The following is a 19873-nucleotide window of genomic DNA, read 5'->3' on the forward strand; positions in this document are numbered from 1 at the left end:
TTGTGCCAAGATAATGTGTTTTATTCCTATGGTTTTATTGAAAAAATGGTCTGAAAATTATATCGAAGCGGGTTGTGATGAGGTAGGAAGAGGCTGTCTTTGCGGTCCTGTGGTAGCTGCTGCGGTAATTTTGGATGATGAGTTTCAGCAAAATTTAATTCAGGATTCCAAGCAATTGAACGGTGCTACCCGAGCGGAAATGAGCGCTTACATTAAAGAAAATGCAAAAGATTTTGCCGTTGCAGAACTTCCACCGGTTTTCATTGATCAACATAATATTTTAAATGCGAGCATTCATGCAATGCATCGTGCTTTGGATCAATTGAAAATTCGGCCGGAACTAATTCTGGTGGATGGCAATCGGTTTCATCCTTACGATTTTATTCCGCACCAGTGCATTGTAAAAGGCGATGAAAAAATGTTGTCGATTGCGGCCGCCTCCATTTTAGCCAAAGATTACAGAGATCAGTTGATGATCAGGCTTCACGAGGAATTTCCGCATTACGGCTGGAATCAAAATATGGGTTATGCTACCAAAAGACACCGCGAAGCACTGATGAAATACGGTCCCACCATCCATCATCGCAGATCTTTCCGGCTGGAATATGAGGAGTGACTTTTCCGTATTCAAAAATCCAGGTGATCATTTTGCATTACGAAAAGTAAACAATAAGATGTAAAGCGGCGAAGCCGCGGAATGTCGGAGGAAAATTGTTTCTTTTGGTAGAAATTGTCTTCCTTTCACTGACGAGCAGCGTAGCTGCGACCTGTTAATAGAAGCGAAGCCGCGGAATGTCAGCAGATAATTGTTCCCTTTTCCTAACGAGCAGCGTAGCTGCGACCTGTTGCCGAGAAATTTCAGTATAATTAAATTTCAAAATTTAACCACAAAAAAGCCTCCTTTGCTGTAAAGGAGGCGATAATTTTGAACAGAAAGTTTTTATTTTTTCTTATTTTTATCCTGACGTTTTTGAATTTGTCCCTGCTGTTGGCGTTGTTGTTCCTGGGCTTTTTCCATCATTTCGCGCATCCGTTTCTGGAATTTTCCTTCTTTTTTCGGCTGTGCTTTGTTGGCCTGTATTTGCGCATGAATCTTTTTCTCATCCAAAATCCAATATTTGATCACGAGAATAATCAGAATATTAATAGCATTCGATACAAAATAATACCATGAAAGCCCGGAAGAAGCAGTATTCAGAAAGAACAGAAAAGTAATAGGGAAAATATACATCAGTACTTTCATATTCGGCATTCCCGGTGCTGTGGGCTGTTGCATATTTCCTGCAGTAAGCATGGTGTAGATCAAAATTACTGCTGTACACGCTATGGCAAAAATACTCAGGTGATCTTCTAAGAAAGGAATATGAAACGGCAGTTTGATGACATCGTCATAAGCCGTAAGGTCTTTTGCAAACCAGAAACTTTCACCTCGAAGATCAATAAAGTTGGGGAAAAACCGGAACAAGGCATAGAAAATTGGAATCTGAAGCAATGCCGGCAAACATCCCGCCATTTGATTTACACCTGCTTTTCGGTAAACGCTCATCATTTCCTGTTGGCGTTTCATGGGATCAGCATCTTTGTATTTTTCGTTTACCTCGTCTATTTCCGGGCGAATCACCCGCATCATCGCACTGAGTTTATGTTGCTTGAACATAATTGGCGACAAGATTAATTTTACAATAATTGTCATCAGGAAAATAGCCCAACCCGCTGTTAGTCCCCAAGATGCAATAATATTATACATCGGCATGAAAAACCAACGGTTCATGGTTCCGATGAAAGACCAGCCTAATGGTAAAATTTCATCAAAATTTTTATCATACTCTTTCAGGAGTTTCAGATCTAAAGGCAGGAAATACCATTTGAAATTCTGGTTCAGTTCGCTTCCGGCCATATCTACATTTCCGGAGAAATTAAATTTTTTCAAATATTCCCCTTCTTCCACAGTATCCTGAAATCCGCTGGAGTTTTTGAAACCTGTTTGTGGTTCGATGATCGCTGTGAAAAACTGATTTTTGATGGCCAACCAGTTCAAAGTTTCATCGGGCTCTTCCATCGTGGTACGCCCATCATAATCATAGCTGCTGAAATTATCGAAAGCATAGCCAAATTCGGTGTGTGTCTGTTCTTGGGAACGGCCTTTTTCCAAGCTTTTTGCCTGATAATTCCATTGAAATTCTGCCTTGTTGTCTGCTACAATGTTGGATAATCCTTGTGTTTTAACATTGAAATCAACAGTGTATTTATCGGTAAGTGTATATATAAACTGAATGATAGCGCCATTTCCACGATGTTCCAGCGTAATAGTGTTCCCGTTTTGATTGGCATTAAATACAAGATCTTTCGTGTTGAAAGTTTTTCCTGTTTTGTCTTTAAAAGCAAATCCGTAGGAAGAATTATTTTTATCCAACAGCATCAGCGGAAGATCATTTTCGTCCGTCAGCGGATTGTAAGCCTGATATTCATTCAGCTGCACTTTGGAAATCTGCCCGCCAAGAGTAGAAATGTGAAGGGTAAGTTCATTGTTTTTCAACTGAATTTCCTGAATAGCAGTAGTTTTCACACTGTCATTCAGGTTGCTGAAAGCGGCAGGTTTTGTGGTCAGGTTGTCAGATTGTGTAGTAGCAGGTTTTTGAGCCTCAATAGCTGCCTGTTTTTCTGCGTCACGGTTCTGAAAAAAGAACATTCCTCCCATCATGACGAGAGAGAAAATCATAAAAAGAATGATCTGTTTTCTGTCTACACCGTTATTTTCTTGCATTGATTCTGTATTAATTAATTGGGTCTACATAAATTTCAACAGGGTTATATAACCTTCTGTTTTAAAGGTGTCAAAATTACTCATTTTTTTCGGAACGAGTAAGATTTTTTCGGAGATAAAAAACTGCGGTTGCAGGTCTTTTTCTATTTTCCGGAAGCAGCTTCTACGAGTGCTTTAAAGAGCGGATGTGGAGTTGCGACGGTACTTTTGTATTCCGGATGATATTGCACTCCGATATAAAAAGGATGGTCTTTCAGTTCTAAAGTTTCTACCAGTACCGTTTCTGGATTTTGCCCTGTCGGAATCAGTCCGGCTTTTTCAAAATCAGAGCGGTATTCGCTATTGAATTCATAACGGTGGCGATGGCGTTCGGAAATACTCCTTGAACCATATATTTCATAAAGTTTTGAACCTTGTTTCAGAGCGCATTTCCAGGCTCCTAATCTCATTGTTCCACCTTTGTCCACCACGTTTTTCTGGTCTGCCATCAAAGAAATAACGGGATCCGGAGTTTCCAGATCAAATTCCACAGAATTAGCCTGAGATAATCCGAGGACATTTCTTGCAAATTCGATAGTCATCACCTGCATTCCCAAGCAGATTCCTAATAATGGAATTCTTTTTTCTCTCGCATATTTCGCAGCGGTTATTTTCCCTTCAATACCACGGTCGCCGAATCCGGGTGCGATCAGCATTCCATCTATTCCCGAAAAAGTTTCTGCAACATTTTCGTCTGTAAGTTCTCCGCTGTACACCCACCGTATTTTCACTTCGGTTTCCAGATCTGCTCCGGCATGGATGAAAGCTTCTGCAATGGATTTATAAGAATCCTGCAGGGAAACATATTTTCCTACCAATGCAATTTCTACTTTTCTTTTTGGGTTTTTATATTTTTTCAGGAACGATTTCCATTCCCTGAGATCGCTTTCTTTTCTTGTAGCAAGGTCGAGTTCTTTTAGCACAACTTCGTCAAATTTCTGCTTCTGAAGATCTAAAGGAACCTGATAAATGGTATCGGCGTCCATGCATTCAATAACATTATCCGCCGGAACATTGCAGAAAAGAGCCAGCTTGGATTTCACATCTTTCGGAATTTTGTGCTCAGAACGACAAACCAGAACATCTGCCTGAATTCCGTTTTCCATCAGCTGTCTCACCGAATGCTGCGAAGGTTTTGTTTTTAGTTCGCCGCTTGCTGCAAGATAAGGAAGTAAGGTAAGGTGAATAACCATCGAGTTGCTTTCTCCCAATTCCCACCGCAATTGACGTACAGATTCAATGTAGGGCAAAGATTCGATATCGCCCACAGTGCCACCAATTTCCGTGATGATAATGTCGAAGTTCTGTTTGCTCAGGATTTTTATTCTCCTTTTAATTTCATTGGTAATGTGAGGAATAACCTGCACCGTTTTCCCAAGAAATTCGCCTTTTCTTTCCTTTTCAATGACCGTTTGGTAAATTCTTCCTGTCGTAACATTATTGTTTTGGGAAGTTTGAGAATCCAGAAAACGTTCATAGTGTCCTAAATCTAAATCCGTTTCTGCACCATCTTCGGTAACGTAGCATTCGCCGTGTTCGTAAGGATTCAGAGTTCCCGGGTCGATATTGATATAAGGATCAAGTTTTTGAATAGTAACGCTGAAGCCTCTGGATTTTAGGAGCAGTCCCAGCGAGGCCGAAACAATCCCTTTGCCTAAAGATGATGTTACACCTCCTGTCACGAAGATGTATTTGGTGTTCTTTTTACTCATTAGATTTAGGTTTGTGCAAAGTTAGGCGATTTTAGTGTAGCCTACAAACTCAGAACAATGTTTCAAAATGATTTTCTTTGGCAGATTAGCTTATATTTGTACGTATTTATATTAAATTTTCGGAACACCAATATACACTTCATCCATGGCTAAGCTGAAAACAGTATTTTATTGTCAAAACTGCGGTACTCAATACTCGCAATGGCACGGACAGTGCAAAAATTGCGGTGCTTGGAATACTTTGGCAGAAGAGATATATGAAAAAAAGAGTACCCATAAAATCTCAGATAAAAAGCAAAACCACATCATCAACATTATTGAAGTGGAAACGATTGAAGAATCCCGGATAAAAACCAATTCCGAAGAACTGAACCGCGTGTTGGGAGGAGGAATTGTTCTGGGTTCAGTCATTCTGATCGGTGGAGAACCAGGCATCGGAAAATCCACTTTGCTGTTGCAGTTGGCGCTTAAAATGAAAAAGAAAATCCTGTATGTATCCGGAGAAGAAAGTGCTTCACAAATTAAAATGCGTGCGGACAGGCTCACGGATATTCAAAATCCAAATTGCTTTCTTTTCACAGAAGTTTCCGTAGAGAAAATTATTCACGAAGCGAAAAAACTGGAGCCGGAACTCATCATTATTGATTCCATCCAAACTTTACATTCCCAACTTCTTGAAAGTTCGCCCGGAACCGTTTCTCAAATCAGAGAGTGTTCCAATGAGTTGATCAAATTCGCAAAAGAAAACAATATTCCTATCATTCTTGTAGGTCATATTACCAAAGACGGACAGATTGCCGGGCCGAAAGTTCTGGAACATATGGTGGATGTTGTTCTGAATTTCGACGGAGACAGAAACCATCTTTTCAGATTGCTGAGAGCGAATAAAAACCGATTTGGTTCCACTTCCGAAATTGGCATTTACGAAATGGTAGCACAAGGACTGAAGGAAATTAAAAATCCCTCAGAAATTCTGATCACCAAGAAATTTGAAGAGCTTTCCGGAAATACTATAGCGGTAACATTGGAAGGAAACCGGCCGATGTTGTTGGAAATTCAGGCATTGGTAAGTTCAGCAGTATACGGAACGCCACAGCGAAGCAGCACAGGTTTCGATGGGAGAAGGCTGAATATGTTGCTGGCGGTTTTGGAAAAAAGAGCAGGTTTTCAGTTGGGTGCGAAGGATGTCTTTCTGAATATTACCGGTGGAATTAAAACGGATGATCCCGCTTTGGATCTGGCCGTGATTGCTTCCGTGCTTTCTTCAAATGATGATATTGCAGTTTCAGAAAAATTCTGTTTTGCCGGAGAAATCGGGCTCAGTGGCGAAATAAGGCCAGTTCCGCAGATTGAACAGCGCATTACTGAAGCTGAGAAACTGGGTTATGAGAAGATATTTATTTCCAATCTTAATAAAATTCCAAAACGGAAATTCGGAATTCAGATCGAAGAAGTCAGTAAGATTGAAGATTTCCACGAACGGCTGTTTTAAGAGATATCTTATTCAGAATCAATTAATATATTTATATTTGTTCAGCATCCAATCCGCTTTTTTATGAATAAACTTTTATCTTTTCTATTCTATTTTGCAACGATATTTTGCTGGGCTCAGGTGTCTGTTTTCCAGAATCCTGTCAATGAAAACAGTCTGCAAATACACCAGAAACTTCATGAGGATCTGGCTTCTTCTTATATTTCAACTCAATATTATTTGCAGCCGGCTTTTGAAGCGGAGCAAGATTTGGAAATAACACTGCCCACCGGAAAGAAATTCCAGGCTCGTCTGGCAAGAACTTTTGAATATACCAACAAAAGTGTTTCTTACTCGTATTCAATAGAAAATGAACCGGATTCCGAACTGGTTTTTTCAAAATATGAAAACGTACTGACGGGGATGTATGCCTCTTCCCTGGGCGAAAAAGTGATATTTCACCAAACTTCTGATAAAATTATCGCGGTTTCCGTGGTGAATGAAGCGTATCTTATCCAAAAAGATTTGAAAGAAGATTTTATCCATCCGGAACTTTTTTCTACTCATAAAGCCAATTCAAATATTTGCCTTGCTTCTACACCGGTTTGCCAGCCTTCTGTTATTGATGTGTTGGTGGTGTATACTTCGGCTGCCCGCTTAGGTTGGGGAGGTGTAGCGCAAAGCAATTCACAGATTGCCACAGCCATTACTAATTTTAATAATTCTTTGGTCAATTCAGGAATTCCGAATATTACGATCAATCTGGTGTATGCCGGGGAAATAGCATATTCAGAAAGCGGAAATATCAGTACCGATCTTACGCGTTTCAGAAATCAGACCGACGGTTTTATGGACGATGTCCATACGTTGCGTACTATTTACGGCGCAGATTTGTGTGCACTGATTACGGCTACTCCTACCAATACTTGTGGGTTGGGATATCTGAATACCAATCCTACCAACTATTCCGCCAATGCGGCATTTTCTGTTTCATTAAGAAATTGTGCTGTTTCCAATTATACTTTGTCTCACGAGATAGGTCACAATATGGGTTTGAACCACGACTGGTACGTAAATCAAAGCACCAGTCCTTGCAGTAATCTCCATGGTTATGTCAACCAGACTGCGGTCAACATGGGAACGAGTGCTCCTTCTTCCCGAAGATGGCGCACCATGATGGCGTATAACGACCAATGTGCAGATGTGGGAATTAATTGCCCGAAAATCAATCGTTGGGCAAATCCTGCAGTGAATTATAATGCTGATCCAACCGGTGTGACGATCGGAAATCCCAACCCATCTGATGAAGCTTTTGGGTTTGCACGTTTTGCCTGTGTGGTTTCAGAGTTTATGCCTTCAGCAAGTATGAATACCTTGGAAGTGAAAACGACCGCAAAGGAATTTACAATTTATCCGAATCCAGCCACTGATGAAATTAATATTTCCATCAAAAATGATGAAATGTATACCTTTAAAATTATTAATGTTCTGGGTCAAACGGTCATCACCACCAATAATAAGAGAATTAATATTGCTCATCTTGCTTCCGGAGAATATTTCCTTTCAGTTAGTGGAAATAAAAGTGATGCGATTGGTGTCCGGAAATTTATTGTAAAGTAAAAAACCAACATTCTGATGAAACGGAGGATAAGTGAATATTCATTGCAATAATTTCAGTTTCAGTAAGCCGTAAATCTAAGTCTAGCCATGAATTTTCTCGCTCATTCCTTTCTTTCTTTTTCTGATGAACAGATTGTTGGGCAGTTTCTGCAGGATTTTATTAAAAATAAAGAGCGGTTTTCTTTTCCTGTCGGCATCCAGAAAGGAATCACAATGCACCGCGAAATCGATACTTTCACAGATGCACATCCGGAAATACATCGTGCCAAAACAATATTTAGTCCGTTAGTCCGTCTTTATGCAGGAGCTTTTGTAGATGTGGCTTTTGATCATTTTCTTGCGCTTTCCATGCCGGAATCTGTGCTTTGGGAACACTCTCAGCGGGTGTATACTGCACTCAGAAATCACGAGAATTTCCTTCCGGAAAAACTTTTGAGAATGCTGGATTATATGGAAAAAGATAATTGGCTTTTTCACTATCGTGAAGATAAAGGAATTGAGTTTTCAATGAGAAATGTGCTGAATCGTGCTCAGTATTTGGAAAAAGATGTACAGGTTTTCGCTGTTTTTTTGGAAAATAAACCAACACTACAAAGTCACTTCAATTTGTTCTTTCCAAAATTGCTAAAGCATGCCATTAAATTGAATGAAGATTTCAGGCGAATTTGAAAATAAAATTTTACAATATACTGTATTTTTTTTAAATAAAAAAAAGGATTTTTCCTGTATTTTTATTCAGAAAACAAGCTTACATTTGTATATAAAACACACAGACAATGACTTTCTTTTCACTTTTAAGACTAAAAATCTGGAATTTCATCAAAAAACAAGTTTTTATTGATAAGATTTAAGTAGGGTTTATGTTTCTGAGAACCAATCCTTTTTTTCAATGCTGGTAATTGGCGGGTAGCGTAATGTCGTCATTCCACTTTTTCAGCGTTTTTTTTGTTCTTCTACTTCAAACATCGCAAGGGAGTTGCTGATTGTAAGAGGAGCACCATCCATATATTAGAAATGGTATGTAAAGAATTCTCTATTGTATGGCGACGGTCATTTTCTTTTTTCATGTCATATTTCAGCATCGTTAAACTCTTTAAGAATACTTTAAGTTCGCAGCCCATTTAAAGTTTCAGGAGTATTTTGTGCTTTGTTTTTCTTCTGCCAATTTTTCACTTTTTCTGAACGATCCTGACAGATTTGCAACCTTTTTCCTTTGGCATACCATTAGTAAAAAACGAATGGAAATAATTATTAAAAATAAATAGTATTATGTCAGTAAATTTCAAACCATTAGCAGACAGAGTTCTGGTAGAGCCAAATGAAGCGGAAACCACAACGGCATCCGGAATCATTATTCCTGATACCGCCAAAGAAAAACCGCAGGAAGGAACTGTAATTGCCGTAGGCCCAGGTAAAAAAGACGAGCCAACTACCGTGAAAGCGGGCGACAAAGTACTGTACGGAAAATATTCCGGTTCTGAATTGAAGCTTGACGGAAAAGATTATCTTATCGTAAAAGAAAGCGACCTTCTGGGAATTCTGGGATAATTGTAAAAAATGTAAAAGGTATTCCTGTAGGTGAACCATTTTGCAAAGAAAAAATCATTAATACATTGTACAACGTACATCAATACAAAGAAAAATGGCAAAAGAAATTAAATTTGATATCGAGTCAAGAGATGCTCTTAAAAGAGGGGTAGATGCTCTTGCAAACGCAGTAAAAGTTACTTTAGGTCCAAAAGGAAGAAACGTAGTCATCGAGAAGTCTTTCGGTGCACCGCATGTGACCAAAGACGGAGTTTCTGTAGCAAAAGAAATTGAGTTGGAAGACAAGGTGGAAAATATGGGAGCACAAATGGTAAAAGAAGTAGCTTCCAAAACCAACGATATTGCTGGAGACGGGACTACTACGGCCACCGTTCTTGCTCAAGCAATCGTTCGTGAAGGGTTGAAAAACGTGGCAGCAGGTGCTAATCCAATGGATCTTAAAAGAGGAATCGACAAAGCAGTACAAGCAGTAATTGAGAACCTGAAATCTCAGTCTCAGGAAGTGGGCGAAAACGCAGAAAAAATCAAGCAGGTAGCTTCTATCTCTGCAAACAATGATGATACCATCGGTGCTCTGATTGCTGAAGCTTTCGGAAAAGTGGGCAAAGAAGGAGTGATCACCGTGGAAGAAGCGAAAGGTACCGATACTACGGTAGATGTGGTAGAGGGAATGCAGTTCGACAGAGGTTTCCAGTCACCTTACTTTGTGACAAACCCTGAAAAAATGATTACCGAACTAGAAAATCCTTACATTCTTTTAGTTGAAAAGAAAATTTCTTCCATGAAAGAATTGCTTCCGGTTCTGGAACCCGTGGCGCAGGCAGGAAAATCTCTCCTCATTATTTCTGAAGAGGTGGATGGTGAAGCATTGGCTACTTTAGTAGTGAACAAATTGAGAGGATCACTGAAAATTGCTGCTGTAAAAGCACCAGGATTTGGCGACAGAAGAAAAGCAATGCTCGAAGATATCGCGATCTTAACAGGAGGACAGGTTATTTCTGAAGAAAGAGGATTCACTATGGAGAATGCGACTTTGGAAATGCTGGGAACTGCTGAAAAAGTGACGATTGATAAAGACAATACAACCATCGTAAACGGTGGTGGCGACGAGGCGCAGATCAAAGGAAGAGTAAACCAGATTAAAGCGCAAATGGAAACCACAACTTCCGATTACGACAAAGAAAAACTACAGGAAAGACTGGCGAAACTGGCCGGTGGAGTAGCTGTACTGTACGTAGGTGCTGCTTCCGAAGTGGAAATGAAAGAGAAAAAAGACCGTGTTGATGATGCCCTTCATGCTACCAGAGCTGCTGTGGAAGAAGGAATCGTTGCCGGCGGAGGTGTGGCTTTGGTGAGATCCATCGATGCCCTGAACATCGAAGGCATCAACCCGGATGAAACTACCGGAATCAAGATTGTGAAAAGAGCGATTGAAGAGCCTTTGAGACAAATTGTAGCCAACGCAGGAGGTGAAGGCTCTGTTATTGTAGCGAAAGTGGCCGATGGAAGTGCAGATTACGGATTCAATGCTAAGAATGATGAGTTTGTCAACATGTTCGAAGCCGGAATCATCGACCCTACGAAAGTAGTGCGTGTAGCTCTGGAAAATGCCGCTTCCGTTGCCGGAATGTTGCTCACTACAGAATGTGTGATCACAGAAATCAAGAAAGATGAACCAACCATGCCGATGGGTGGCGGAATGCCGGGAATGATGTAATATAAAACCAATCCTTGAAGGTTTAACATACAATCCGTTCAGAATTTTCTGGACGGATTTTTTATCTAATGATTGCTGGTTTTTTTAGTAAGAGGTAATAAGCTCTAAGAAATAATTGTATTTTTATCGATAAATTATAACCACATGAAAAAAACAATCTGCGCTTTGGCTTTTTTATTTGCCGCATGGGGAACTGCCCAAAAAAAAGTTGATCTGAAAGCCTCTTATGGAACCGCCTCATTATTTGGTATTACAGAGTCTATCACAGGAGATATTATCAATGTGATAACTGGTGGTCCTGCTGTAAATTATGATTCCAACGGGGTTTTCTCGGCGGAAGTTATGATGTATGATGATGACAGCAAGTGGCAGTATGGAATTGGATATAACTTTGAAAGGGTGAAAGATGATCATTATAATTATAAAATAAATTTCAATACTTTCCTTTTGCAGGCCAATTATACCTGGAACAATCCGCAAAATAAAATGAAATTGTATTCCGGAGCGGGGGTGGGTGCTTTGTTTTCCTCTTTTGAAGGAAGAGACAACAACGATAATAATGTGTATTTAGCTTTCAATCTTTCACCCTTTGGTATTCGTTACGGTGAGAAATTAGGGGCGTTCGTAGAAACTAATATTGGTACAAAGGGTTTTTTACAGGGCGGCGCATCTTATACCTTTTAGAGAAACAGGCCAAATGAGAAGTCAATCGGTAGTATTTGTGCGGAACTATTATTTCATTGCTTCTTACTAGAATCTATTTTCACACAGGCATAATTTGAATTTATTTCGGCAGTGTGCAAAAAGGTTGAAATTAAAAATCTCCTTCTTTTCTTTTAACCTCACTTTATTTTTTCTATCATAAAGACAGAAAACAAATTAATTTACAGAAGTATTATGAAAAAAATGGTATTAACAGTGATGGTTTTGGCAATGGGAACTTTCGCCATGGCACAAAAAACACCGATGACTCCTGAGAAAAAAGCAGAAATGCTGAAACAAAAAGAGGCCAAAGCTCAAGAGCATCTTGCAGAAATGCAAAAAGAACTGCAACTGAACGCCACGCAAATGGATCAGCTGAGAGCCCTTCACGAAAAACGCCGGACTGAAAATAAAATCATGATGGAGCAAAACAAGGATATGAGAAAAATGATGAGTGAGAACAGAAAAGAGAAAATGAAGCAGAGAGAAGCCGAAATGAAAGCCATCCTGACACCGCAGCAATTCGAAAAATGGCAAACCCAAAGACAGGAAAAGAGACAACAGATGAAAGAAAGAATGGATAAGAAAGGCTTCAAAGCGATGGACAGGCAAAAATTGGAAAGAAAATAATTTCCCAACCGTACAATAACAGTTCGTAATTTTTGATTTTTAATGTGAGAAGAGCAGAGAATGATTTCTTTGCTCTTTTTGTGTTGGCTCAGGAAAAGATTTTAATTATCTTTGAGAATAAAATAATTTTATGATCAGTAAAAATATATCCCGGCTTATCAATGAGCAAATTACGCATGAACAGTATGCTGCACAGTATTATTTATCCATGTCTGCATGGTTTTACGCGCAGGATCTGGATGGTATTGCCCATTATTTCCGAGTGCAAAGCAAAGAAGAACTGATGCACGCCGATAAGATGTTTGATTATCTGAATGATGTGGGCGAAGAAATCAGAATGGGAGCTATTGCCCAGCCTCCCCATCATTTTGAAAGCCATATTGATGTTTTTCAAAAGGCTTTGGAACATGAAAGAAAAGTGACTAAAAGTATTTTCAATATTGTGAAAAGTGCCAATGATGAAGGTGATTTTGCCACGATTTCTTTCCTTCAATGGTTCATCAACGAGCAGGTAGAAGAAGAGGCGAGTGCCTCCCAATTGGTGACCAAAATAAAAATGGTGAGCGAAAATCCTTCAGCATTATACCTGTTCGATCAGGAATTGGCGCAGCGCGTTTTTACTCCGGATGCCGGAGCATAATGTAACGACGTAGTGTGAAAAAGTAAATGTAAAAGCGACGAATCACCATCTGATTCTTCGCTTTTTTTTATAAATAAATAAGATTCGCGGAGATTACTTTTCTGTCCAGTTTCTCCAGAACCGCAGTGTACATTTCGATTTGTTTCTGATGTTTCGGTTCTGCTTTCCCGGTTTTAAAGTCAATGATAATGTATCCGTTTTTGGTGTTCAGAATCCTGTCCGGACGGTAAATTTCCGTGATGCCGTTTTCGTTAATCATAATTTCCCGCTCATTCATTACCTGCAGGTTTTCATCAAAATAATCGGGATATTTTGCCATGACGGAAAGTACCGAATGTTTTAGCTCAGCTTCCTCTTCGCGGGTGATCACACCGTCCAGAACGTATTTTCCCAAAACTTTCTCTACTTCTCTTGTGGTGTTTATTTTTGATAAAATTTCATGAAGAAAAATTCCCTTTCTCACATTTTCATTACGGTGCTGATAATTTCTGGACGGCGTGGCAATTTTCACAGATGATTTGGCGGGAATTCCTTTATTAAAACCCTGAATCTGTTCCGTTCTGAAGGCTTGTTTTTTCTTCTCAGATTTCTTCAGGAGAATCTCAGAATCTGTATCAAAGAAATCGAATTCGTCCGAACCGGAAGTGTTGTACTCAGTAATGAAATCATATATTTCCAGATAATTGGTTTTTTTGGGCTTCTGGATGTACAGTATCAGCTGTTCCACAGGCCTTGTAGTAGCGACATACTGAAGGCATAATCGATCGATGCAGTTTCGATAACTATTCGCTTCATTAAAATTTTGAATTTCGCCGTCATAAATTCCGAGGTTTCCTCCAAACTGGTCCATGTTGACACTGGAAACTCCCGTTATTTCTTGTGTAGCGAACCATTCAGTGAAGGCCGAATCCTTGGTTTTATTTTCCATCGGAAGCAGCACCACCGGAAATTCAAGCCCTTTGGCTTTGTGTATCGTCATGATCTGTACTGCGTCGATATTCTCAGAAGCCTGAATGGTTTTTTTATGGGCTTCTTCGTCCCAAAAACGGATGAAATCTTTCATTCCTGCACCTGAATTCTGGGTAAATCCGTAAAGTATTTCAAGGAAATTGAAAACAAAATCGGTTTCCTTTTTTTCCACTGAAAACTCTTTTACAAAAAACTCCACATAATTGTAAAGGTTCAGTCGCGGCATTCCGTCCTGAATTAGTTTTAGCCGGTATCTTTCAGCGATGTAGGAAATCATTTCAGCCCGACTAGAAAGGGTTAAAATATTGAGAATTTCGGCGGTAAAATCTTTAATTTCAATACGGCCCAGCACGTTCAGATAATACATCATCATCACCAGAAACTGATGATTGTTGGGAGTGGCTTCCCATCGAAGAAAATGAACAACCGCGTTCAGTGTATTGGAAATATCCAGTGTCAAGCCGCTTTCCGAAATGGTTTTTATATTGGTTTCCATTCCGTCTTTCGTCACTTTCATGCTTCCCAGTTTTTGTGAATAATTAAAAATATCCAAATTATTCCTGCAAAGAATCGTGATGTCCGAAAAAGAAAATCCATGATCCAGACACTCCTGAATATCCTCTTGCATTTTCAACGCAGTATCCTGATAAAAAGTGTCTTTAATATCATTTTCAATAAGATGAACTTTTACGCGTCCTGTCATTTCAGATTTTGCCGTTTGCGAGGAATCTTTCCCGAAAATATCGCGGTGTTCTTCTTTTAGATTTTTTGAAATAAACTGGTACAATTCATTGTTAAAACGGACGATATTTTTTGCGCTTCGCCAGTTTTCTTTCAGATTAATTACTTTCGCCGGATGTGGAGTTTCTTCGTTATGGTTGATAATATCCATCATCAGCTGGCTGTCACCACCCCGAAAACGGTAAATACTCTGTTTGGGATCGCCCACCAGCGTGAAAGAAGTTCCTTCTGCCGATAAACTGTGGTTGCGCAGGGGAAGAAGGTTTTGCCACTGAAGCAGCGAAGTGTCCTGAAATTCATCAAAAAAATAATGCTGAAACTGAGTCCCCACTTTTTCATAAATAAATTCCGAAGGTTCATTTTTCAGATTTTCATGAATGAGAATATTGAATTTTGAAAGGAGAACTACATCGTTTTCTTCTTCTATTTCATTCAGTTCTTTTTGAATATCCTGATGAACTTTCAGCGGAAGCAAAGCACTGAGGATCTTTTTCTTCTTCTGAACCGCAATAAAATTTTCGATGATCTTTTGACGGTTTTCAATAAGCTGATCCAGGATTTCAAAGATCAGATGTTCTTTTACTTTACCTTTTTTGGAAGCACCTTCCCTGTATTTTTCAATTCTTTTTAATTCATCTTCTTCGCAGTCAAATAATTTAGGTTCTTCGGTTCGTAAAAATCCATCAAAAAAATACTGAATGCAAACCTTTCCGCCACCGGCAAAATCGGCGTTTTCAAGACCCTGTTTCTGAATGAGCATTAAAGATTTCTCTGCCAAAGAAACAGATTCTTGCTGAAGTTTTTTAATTTCATTTCTCAGTTTAAGAGTGGAATTGCGGTAATGTTCTCCATTAAAATTCTGATTTTTTTTCAGGTGTTCGTAATGAATATCATTGACAAATCTCTTCGCTGAATCATATAAAGTTTTGTTGAGGTTGGTTCGTTTCTCATTATCAAGGCCGTAATTTACATAATCCATCAGCGTTTCCGAAAGGTCTTCATCGTCTCCGATTTTATCCAGCATTTGATCTACAGCTTCTATGAGAAAAGGCTCTGACTGAATTTCGAGGTTAAAGTTTTTCGCCAGTCCAAGTTCGTAGGAGAAACTGCGCACCAGTCGGGAATTAAATTTATCGATGGTTCCGATATTAAGAATGGAATAGTGATGAAGGATATAATCCAGCAGTTTTTTTGAGCGTTCGTGCAGATCCTGAAGAGTGACATGAATTCCCTGGTTTTCCAGTTCCTGACGAATACCGATTAAATCAGCATTGTTCTCATATTGATCTGATGCAAATTTTCCCAGCCAGGAAAGAATTCTTTCTTTCATTTCATTGGCCGCTTTATTGGTAAATGTCAGAGCCAGAATATTGCGGATGGTGGTGTGTTGCGCCGGATATTTCAGGCAAATCATCAGCAGCCGCTGCACCAAAGTGTAGGTTTTCCCCGAACCGGCAGAGGCGTTGATCACAGTATAAGGACTTTCCATGGAATTGCTTTAATGTGCAATTTACAGAATTTTTGATTCGGAATGAAGCCTGTTTTTGATATTCAAATTCTTAAAATAGTGATAAAGTTTGTTAACTGTGGTTAAAGTTATTTTGCGAGATGGTTTTCCGTTTAAATTTGAAGAAAAATAACTGTGAAATATCTGCTCATTTTAATTTTTTGCCTTTTTGGCAAAATAGTTTCTGCTCAGGAATTTGTTTTCGGAAAGGTAACAACGGAAGAGCATGTTGATTTACAAGGTGTTGTAGTGATCAATTTGAATACAGATGAAAAAGTTCAGACAGACAGAGACGGGAATTTTATGATTCGGGGCAAAGTGAAAGATAAATTGCGAACGAGCTCACCACGCTACGAAAGAGTTTCAGTAACGCTTTCCGCTGAAGATTTCCGCAAACCGCTGCACATTATCGTGAAACGAATTCCCTATGAAATAGAAGAAGTGGAAATTAAATATCAGGTTACGGGTGATTTGAAAAAAGATGTACAGCACTTGGGCGAAGCAAGAAAGGTAAAGATTTTGAAAACGGAAATCGCAAAAGATATTGCTTTGGGTCCGCGACCGAATATTCCCCGAGCACACGGAGAATTCGTGCAGCCGGTTGGACCGGGTTTTTCTATTGGGAAAGTGAAAAATCAATGGGATGACGTCGATTTTATGAACTTCCTCATCCGTGAAATTCCCGAAGATTTTTTTACGGAAGATTTAAAACTTACCAAACCTGAAATTTCTTTTTTTATCTTATATGTTTTTAAAGACTATGAAAGAAAGAATATTTTGAAAAACGGAACCCCGGGATATTCTGATATAATGCGCTTTATGCAAGTTTCAGAGCGTAAAATAGTTGATTATAAAAGTAATAAATAAGCTATTTCAAGTGAAGATTCCTTTGTTAATTTCTTAATTTTGATTTAAGGATTTATTCAATTTAAAATAATACCTTTGAAATTATGAATAGAAATATCATCGCCATCGCCATTGCATCATTGGGTTTTGTCATCGGCCTTGCCATTTTGGGAAGTGCTGTAAAAAACCGCAACAAATCTGACCATACCATTTCAGTAACCGGTTTGGGAACTAAAAAATTCACGTCGGATCTCATTACTTGGAACGGAAATTTTTCCCGGAACGGTTTTGAGCTGCAAAGTGCCTACAACGATTTGGCTTCAGATAGAAAAGTGATTTCCGATTATCTGATTTCTAAAGGAATAAAAGCGGAAGAAATGGTGTTTTCGGCGGTGGATATTCAAAAATTGTATAATTATTCCAATGATGCCAGCGGGAACAGTTCACGTACTTTCGCAGGATATCAGCTGACGCAGACGGTGTCTCTGGAAAGCAAAGAGGTTCAGAATATTGAAAATATTTCCAGAAATATTACCGAAATCATCAATCGCGGAATTGAATTTACTTCTGCTCCTCCCAATTATTTTTACACGAAACTGTCAGAAGTCAAACAACAAATGATTGCGGATGCTACAAAAGATGCAAAAGAACGTGCAGAGAAAATTGCAGAAAATGCAGGCGCAGATTTAGGAAATCTGAAAAAAGCAACCATGGGCGTTATTCAGATTACCGCTCCCAATTCCACAGAAGAATATTCGTGGGGCGGAACCTACAACACCATGTCTAAAGAAAAAGAAGCGAGTATTACCATAAAACTGGAGTACGAAGTGAATTAGAATATTTTGGAATACACCACATCGTATATTTCCTCTATCATTACATTCTTTTTTTCCGGCTGAAAATTCGCTAAAAGCCATAATGCAACCGCGTTTTTCTCGGGTTCATACGCCGGTTGTATATAGTCTTTGTCAATGACCTGAAAGCCGTTTCGGAGATAAAATTTAATTCTTCTGTTTGCTTCTTCATGCCAGAATTCAGGCTCCGATTCGAGGATGATTTTAGAGTATTCCTGAAACAAATATTTGAACACTGTAGAACCCAAGTTTTGATTCCTGTATTGCGGAAAAATTTCTAAATGCTCTACAAAAACAGATTCCGAAAGCTCCCAAAGAATAAGATATCCCACAAAAGTGGCGTCGTGAAGCAATGAAATCACTTTTGCTTTCGGATGATTGAGCAGTTTCCTGAACTGGGTTTGGCTCCTGCGTTCGTCTTCGGGAAAAGTGCTCGCATAGGAGCGGTAAATTTCTTCCAGACGAAAATCATCTACTGTGCTGACTAAAAATTCCATGGAGTTCAATAACAAATTTCACTGGCAAAAATAAACCAGAGTCACGCTGTTATATTATAAGTAAAAAGAAATTCATTACAAAATCACATTTACAGATCGAAAACGCTGGGTCTCCGGGTAATGAAAATATCTTTCACCCAAAGTGAAAATGCTAGCATGAGATACACCAAAAAGAAAAATCCTACTGTGGCAAATGTGGAATAAATGAAAAAGACCCGCAGTTTGGACACAGGAATTCCCAGCTTGGTTCCCATTCTGGTAAGGGTTCCGAACCATTCCCGTTCTATTTTGTGGCGGATACTGGAGATGAATTTTGGCTCGTGCATTTAATGTAATAATTGATAACCGATGCTGCAATGTAAGCAATTTTTCGGTTCGCAGAAATAGTGGTAATGATAAAGATACGCCTGGCTTTCCATCGCAGAACGTAAGTGAACACCCAGTTCCTGCCAACCTTGGGTGACCGTGTTGGTTTCACCTTTTATTTTGCTGTAAATTTCTAATATTTCATCGGCAATATTTTCATGATGATATTTATGGTATGTATATTTTACTGGTAAAACGGCATTGATAAGGATCAATTCGATAAAACTTTGGGAGAGGTATTTTTCCGAAGGATTACCGGATATTTTTCCGAAGGTATATCTGGAATCCCAATATTCAGAAGCTTTGATTCCGCTAAAAACAGCAATGACCTCTTTCAAACTTTTTGCAGCAATGATTTTTGAAAAAAGATTTTGTTCCCGGTGGTAAAGGTGCGCCAACTGAGAAAGCCTGATGGTGGGAAAATTCGGAGGCCTGAGCCGCATGAATTTTGGATGAATATTCACATCAGCCAATTGGTATTTATGCTGAATAAAATCAAATTCCCGCTTCCAGATTGTCGTTTGTGCGTCTTGGGATTGCTTTAGCCATCCAGCCATCCCAAGCAGTAGTGCTTCTAAACGAACTTGATTTTGCAGGTTTTTTTTCAAGACGGTAAAGTCGATGTTTTCAGCGATTTGTTTAAAAATCTGAGCATTTACTTTCAGCCCGAAAGCATACGCAAGGCGATGAAACAGAACCGCTTCGTAATCGTTTTTGAATTTTTTTAGGCTTTCTTCGATTTCCAAAGATTTCTGATCCAGCTTTTTGAGAAGGTTTTCTTCAGCAAACTGAAACGGAACTTTTTCCGGACTGAAAATGTTTTCGCAGGGAATAAATTTACTTTCATTGAGAAGATACTGATACTGCTGAACGGTTTTTTCATCAATATAAGAATAAAGTTCCAGTGTAGGAATTCCTGAGTTAACGAATTCTTCTAAGTCTGCATCATGCTGATAGACAACATGAAGGATGACATTTTGATATTCAGGATTTCCAGAATGTTTATGAAAAATCCAATCGGAGGAACGAAGATGTAATTCGATGTGTCCGGCAAGAATGAGCCCTCCGGTTTTTATTTTCGCATGCAGGAAATCCGGGCCCGCATTGTAATTCCATGTTCCGAAATCCAGTATTTCCAAGGCATTTCCCTCGGTATCTTTAAAATCAAAATTTTTAAAAATCTTATACTTCCACAGATATTGAAGGAGTTTCTCGTTCATGGTTTTATAATTCCATGCAAAGATGCAAAG

17 protein-coding genes are annotated in these 19873 nt (G+C 39.1%); 11 read left to right on the top strand and 6 right to left on the bottom strand.

The annotated features are described in order from the left end of the window. Positions 1-28 precede the first annotated feature (28 nt). Entirely contained in the window at positions 29-616 is a 588-nt protein-coding gene (locus DQ356_RS10730; RefSeq protein WP_114304534.1) for a ribonuclease HII, read from the top strand. Between the two features lie 324 nt (positions 617-940). On the opposite strand, the gene yidC is transcribed toward DQ356_RS10730, so the two are convergent. Together yidC and DQ356_RS10740 are read right to left on the bottom strand one after the other, a co-directional pair. After that, complete coding sequence (gene yidC / locus DQ356_RS10735) at positions 941-2764, bottom strand: membrane protein insertase YidC (protein ID WP_114304502.1); 1824 nt, start codon at positions 2762-2764, stop codon at positions 941-943. Between the two features lie 143 nt (positions 2765-2907). Then, positions 2908-4515, bottom strand: coding sequence for a CTP synthase (locus DQ356_RS10740; RefSeq protein WP_114304503.1), 1608 nt, complete (start codon positions 4513-4515; stop codon positions 2908-2910). Between the two features lie 145 nt (positions 4516-4660). On the opposite strand from DQ356_RS10740, the gene radA reads away from it, so the two are divergent. From radA to DQ356_RS10785, 8 genes are all read left to right on the top strand, one after another. After that, positions 4661-6007, top strand: a complete 1347-nt coding sequence (gene radA, locus DQ356_RS10745; RefSeq protein WP_114304504.1) for a DNA repair protein RadA — start codon at positions 4661-4663, stop codon at positions 6005-6007. Positions 6008-6070: 63 nt separating this feature from the next. Next, entirely contained in the window at positions 6071-7606 is a 1536-nt protein-coding gene (locus tag DQ356_RS10750; protein WP_114304505.1) for a zinc-dependent metalloprotease, read from the top strand. A gap of 87 nt (positions 7607-7693) precedes the next feature. Next, positions 7694-8275 carry an acyl carrier protein phosphodiesterase gene (locus DQ356_RS10755; RefSeq protein WP_114304506.1) on the top strand — a complete coding sequence of 194 codons (582 nt, stop codon included), beginning with the start codon at positions 7694-7696 and terminating at the stop codon, positions 8273-8275. A 600-nt stretch (positions 8276-8875) separates the two neighbouring features. Next, positions 8876-9154: a co-chaperone GroES gene (groES, locus tag DQ356_RS10765; RefSeq protein WP_114304508.1), complete on the top strand. Its 279-nt coding sequence runs from the start codon at positions 8876-8878 to the stop codon at positions 9152-9154. 94 nt (positions 9155-9248) lie between these two features. Continuing rightward, positions 9249-10871: a chaperonin GroEL gene (groL, locus tag DQ356_RS10770; protein ID WP_114304509.1), complete on the top strand. Its 1623-nt coding sequence runs from the start codon at positions 9249-9251 to the stop codon at positions 10869-10871. A gap of 144 nt (positions 10872-11015) precedes the next feature. After that, the gene (locus DQ356_RS10775; RefSeq protein WP_114304510.1) at positions 11016-11555 is read left to right on the top strand and encodes a hypothetical protein; all 540 of its coding nucleotides are present in this window, start codon (positions 11016-11018) and stop codon (positions 11553-11555) included. Positions 11556-11768: 213 nt separating this feature from the next. Then, positions 11769-12203: a hypothetical protein gene (locus tag DQ356_RS10780; RefSeq protein WP_114304511.1), complete on the top strand. Its 435-nt coding sequence runs from the start codon at positions 11769-11771 to the stop codon at positions 12201-12203. A 130-nt stretch (positions 12204-12333) separates the two neighbouring features. Next, a complete protein-coding gene (locus DQ356_RS10785; protein ID WP_114304512.1) occupies positions 12334-12843 on the top strand; it encodes a ferritin in 510 nt (169 codons plus the stop codon). Positions 12844-12910: 67 nt separating this feature from the next. Here DQ356_RS10785 and DQ356_RS10790 read toward each other — a convergent pair whose 3' ends face one another. Continuing rightward, positions 12911-16042, bottom strand: coding sequence for a UvrD-helicase domain-containing protein (locus tag DQ356_RS10790; protein ID WP_114304513.1), 3132 nt, complete (start codon positions 16040-16042; stop codon positions 12911-12913). A gap of 153 nt (positions 16043-16195) precedes the next feature. On the opposite strand from DQ356_RS10790, the gene DQ356_RS10795 reads away from it, so the two are divergent. Both DQ356_RS10795 and DQ356_RS10800 read left to right on the top strand, forming a co-directional pair. Further along, a complete protein-coding gene (locus DQ356_RS10795) occupies positions 16196-16927 on the top strand; it encodes a hypothetical protein (RefSeq protein ID WP_114304514.1) in 732 nt (243 codons plus the stop codon). 83 nt (positions 16928-17010) lie between these two features. Next, the gene (locus DQ356_RS10800) at positions 17011-17742 is read left to right on the top strand and encodes an SIMPL domain-containing protein (protein ID WP_114304515.1); all 732 of its coding nucleotides are present in this window, start codon (positions 17011-17013) and stop codon (positions 17740-17742) included. Here the strand turns inward: DQ356_RS10800 and DQ356_RS10805 are convergent. From DQ356_RS10805 to DQ356_RS10815, 3 genes are all read right to left on the bottom strand, one after another. After that, entirely contained in the window at positions 17739-18257 is a 519-nt protein-coding gene (locus DQ356_RS10805) for a GNAT family N-acetyltransferase (RefSeq protein ID WP_114304516.1), read from the bottom strand. The two genes, DQ356_RS10800 and DQ356_RS10805, sit on opposite strands and share 4 nt — an antisense overlap. Before the next feature lie 89 nt (positions 18258-18346). Next, positions 18347-18583, bottom strand: a complete 237-nt coding sequence (locus tag DQ356_RS10810; RefSeq protein WP_114304517.1) for a PspC family transcriptional regulator — start codon at positions 18581-18583, stop codon at positions 18347-18349. Beyond that, positions 18584-19843, bottom strand: a complete 1260-nt coding sequence (locus DQ356_RS10815) for a DUF2851 family protein (protein ID WP_114304518.1) — start codon at positions 19841-19843, stop codon at positions 18584-18586. Positions 19844-19873: the final 30 nt, after the last annotated feature.

The sequence above is a fragment of the Chryseobacterium lacus genome (assembly GCF_003336205.1).
Taxonomy (GTDB): Bacteria; Bacteroidota; Bacteroidia; order Flavobacteriales; family Weeksellaceae; genus Chryseobacterium_A; species Chryseobacterium_A lacus.

Excerpts from the sequence above, each read along its gene's own strand:
- DQ356_RS10730 (WP_114304534.1), top strand. The coding sequence starts at position 29 with ATGGTTTTATTGAAAAAATGGTCTGAAAATTATATCGAAGCGGGTTGT.
- yidC (WP_114304502.1), bottom strand. The coding sequence starts at position 2,764 with ATGCAAGAAAATAACGGTGTAGACAGAAAACAGATCATTCTTTTTATG.
- DQ356_RS10740 (WP_114304503.1), bottom strand. The coding sequence starts at position 4,515 with ATGAGTAAAAAGAACACCAAATACATCTTCGTGACAGGAGGTGTAACA.
- radA (WP_114304504.1), top strand. The coding sequence starts at position 4,661 with ATGGCTAAGCTGAAAACAGTATTTTATTGTCAAAACTGCGGTACTCAA.
- DQ356_RS10750 (WP_114304505.1), top strand. The coding sequence starts at position 6,071 with ATGAATAAACTTTTATCTTTTCTATTCTATTTTGCAACGATATTTTGC.
- DQ356_RS10755 (WP_114304506.1), top strand. The coding sequence starts at position 7,694 with ATGAATTTTCTCGCTCATTCCTTTCTTTCTTTTTCTGATGAACAGATT.
- groES (WP_114304508.1), top strand. The coding sequence starts at position 8,876 with ATGTCAGTAAATTTCAAACCATTAGCAGACAGAGTTCTGGTAGAGCCA.
- groL (WP_114304509.1), top strand. The coding sequence starts at position 9,249 with ATGGCAAAAGAAATTAAATTTGATATCGAGTCAAGAGATGCTCTTAAA.
- DQ356_RS10775 (WP_114304510.1), top strand. The coding sequence starts at position 11,016 with ATGAAAAAAACAATCTGCGCTTTGGCTTTTTTATTTGCCGCATGGGGA.
- DQ356_RS10780 (WP_114304511.1), top strand. The coding sequence starts at position 11,769 with ATGAAAAAAATGGTATTAACAGTGATGGTTTTGGCAATGGGAACTTTC.
- DQ356_RS10785 (WP_114304512.1), top strand. The coding sequence starts at position 12,334 with ATGATCAGTAAAAATATATCCCGGCTTATCAATGAGCAAATTACGCAT.
- DQ356_RS10790 (WP_114304513.1), bottom strand. The coding sequence starts at position 16,042 with ATGGAAAGTCCTTATACTGTGATCAACGCCTCTGCCGGTTCGGGGAAA.
- DQ356_RS10800 (WP_114304515.1), top strand. The coding sequence starts at position 17,011 with ATGAATAGAAATATCATCGCCATCGCCATTGCATCATTGGGTTTTGTC.
- DQ356_RS10805 (WP_114304516.1), bottom strand. The coding sequence starts at position 18,257 with ATGGAATTTTTAGTCAGCACAGTAGATGATTTTCGTCTGGAAGAAATT.
- DQ356_RS10810 (WP_114304517.1), bottom strand. The coding sequence starts at position 18,583 with ATGCACGAGCCAAAATTCATCTCCAGTATCCGCCACAAAATAGAACGG.
- DQ356_RS10815 (WP_114304518.1), bottom strand. The coding sequence starts at position 19,843 with ATGAACGAGAAACTCCTTCAATATCTGTGGAAGTATAAGATTTTTAAA.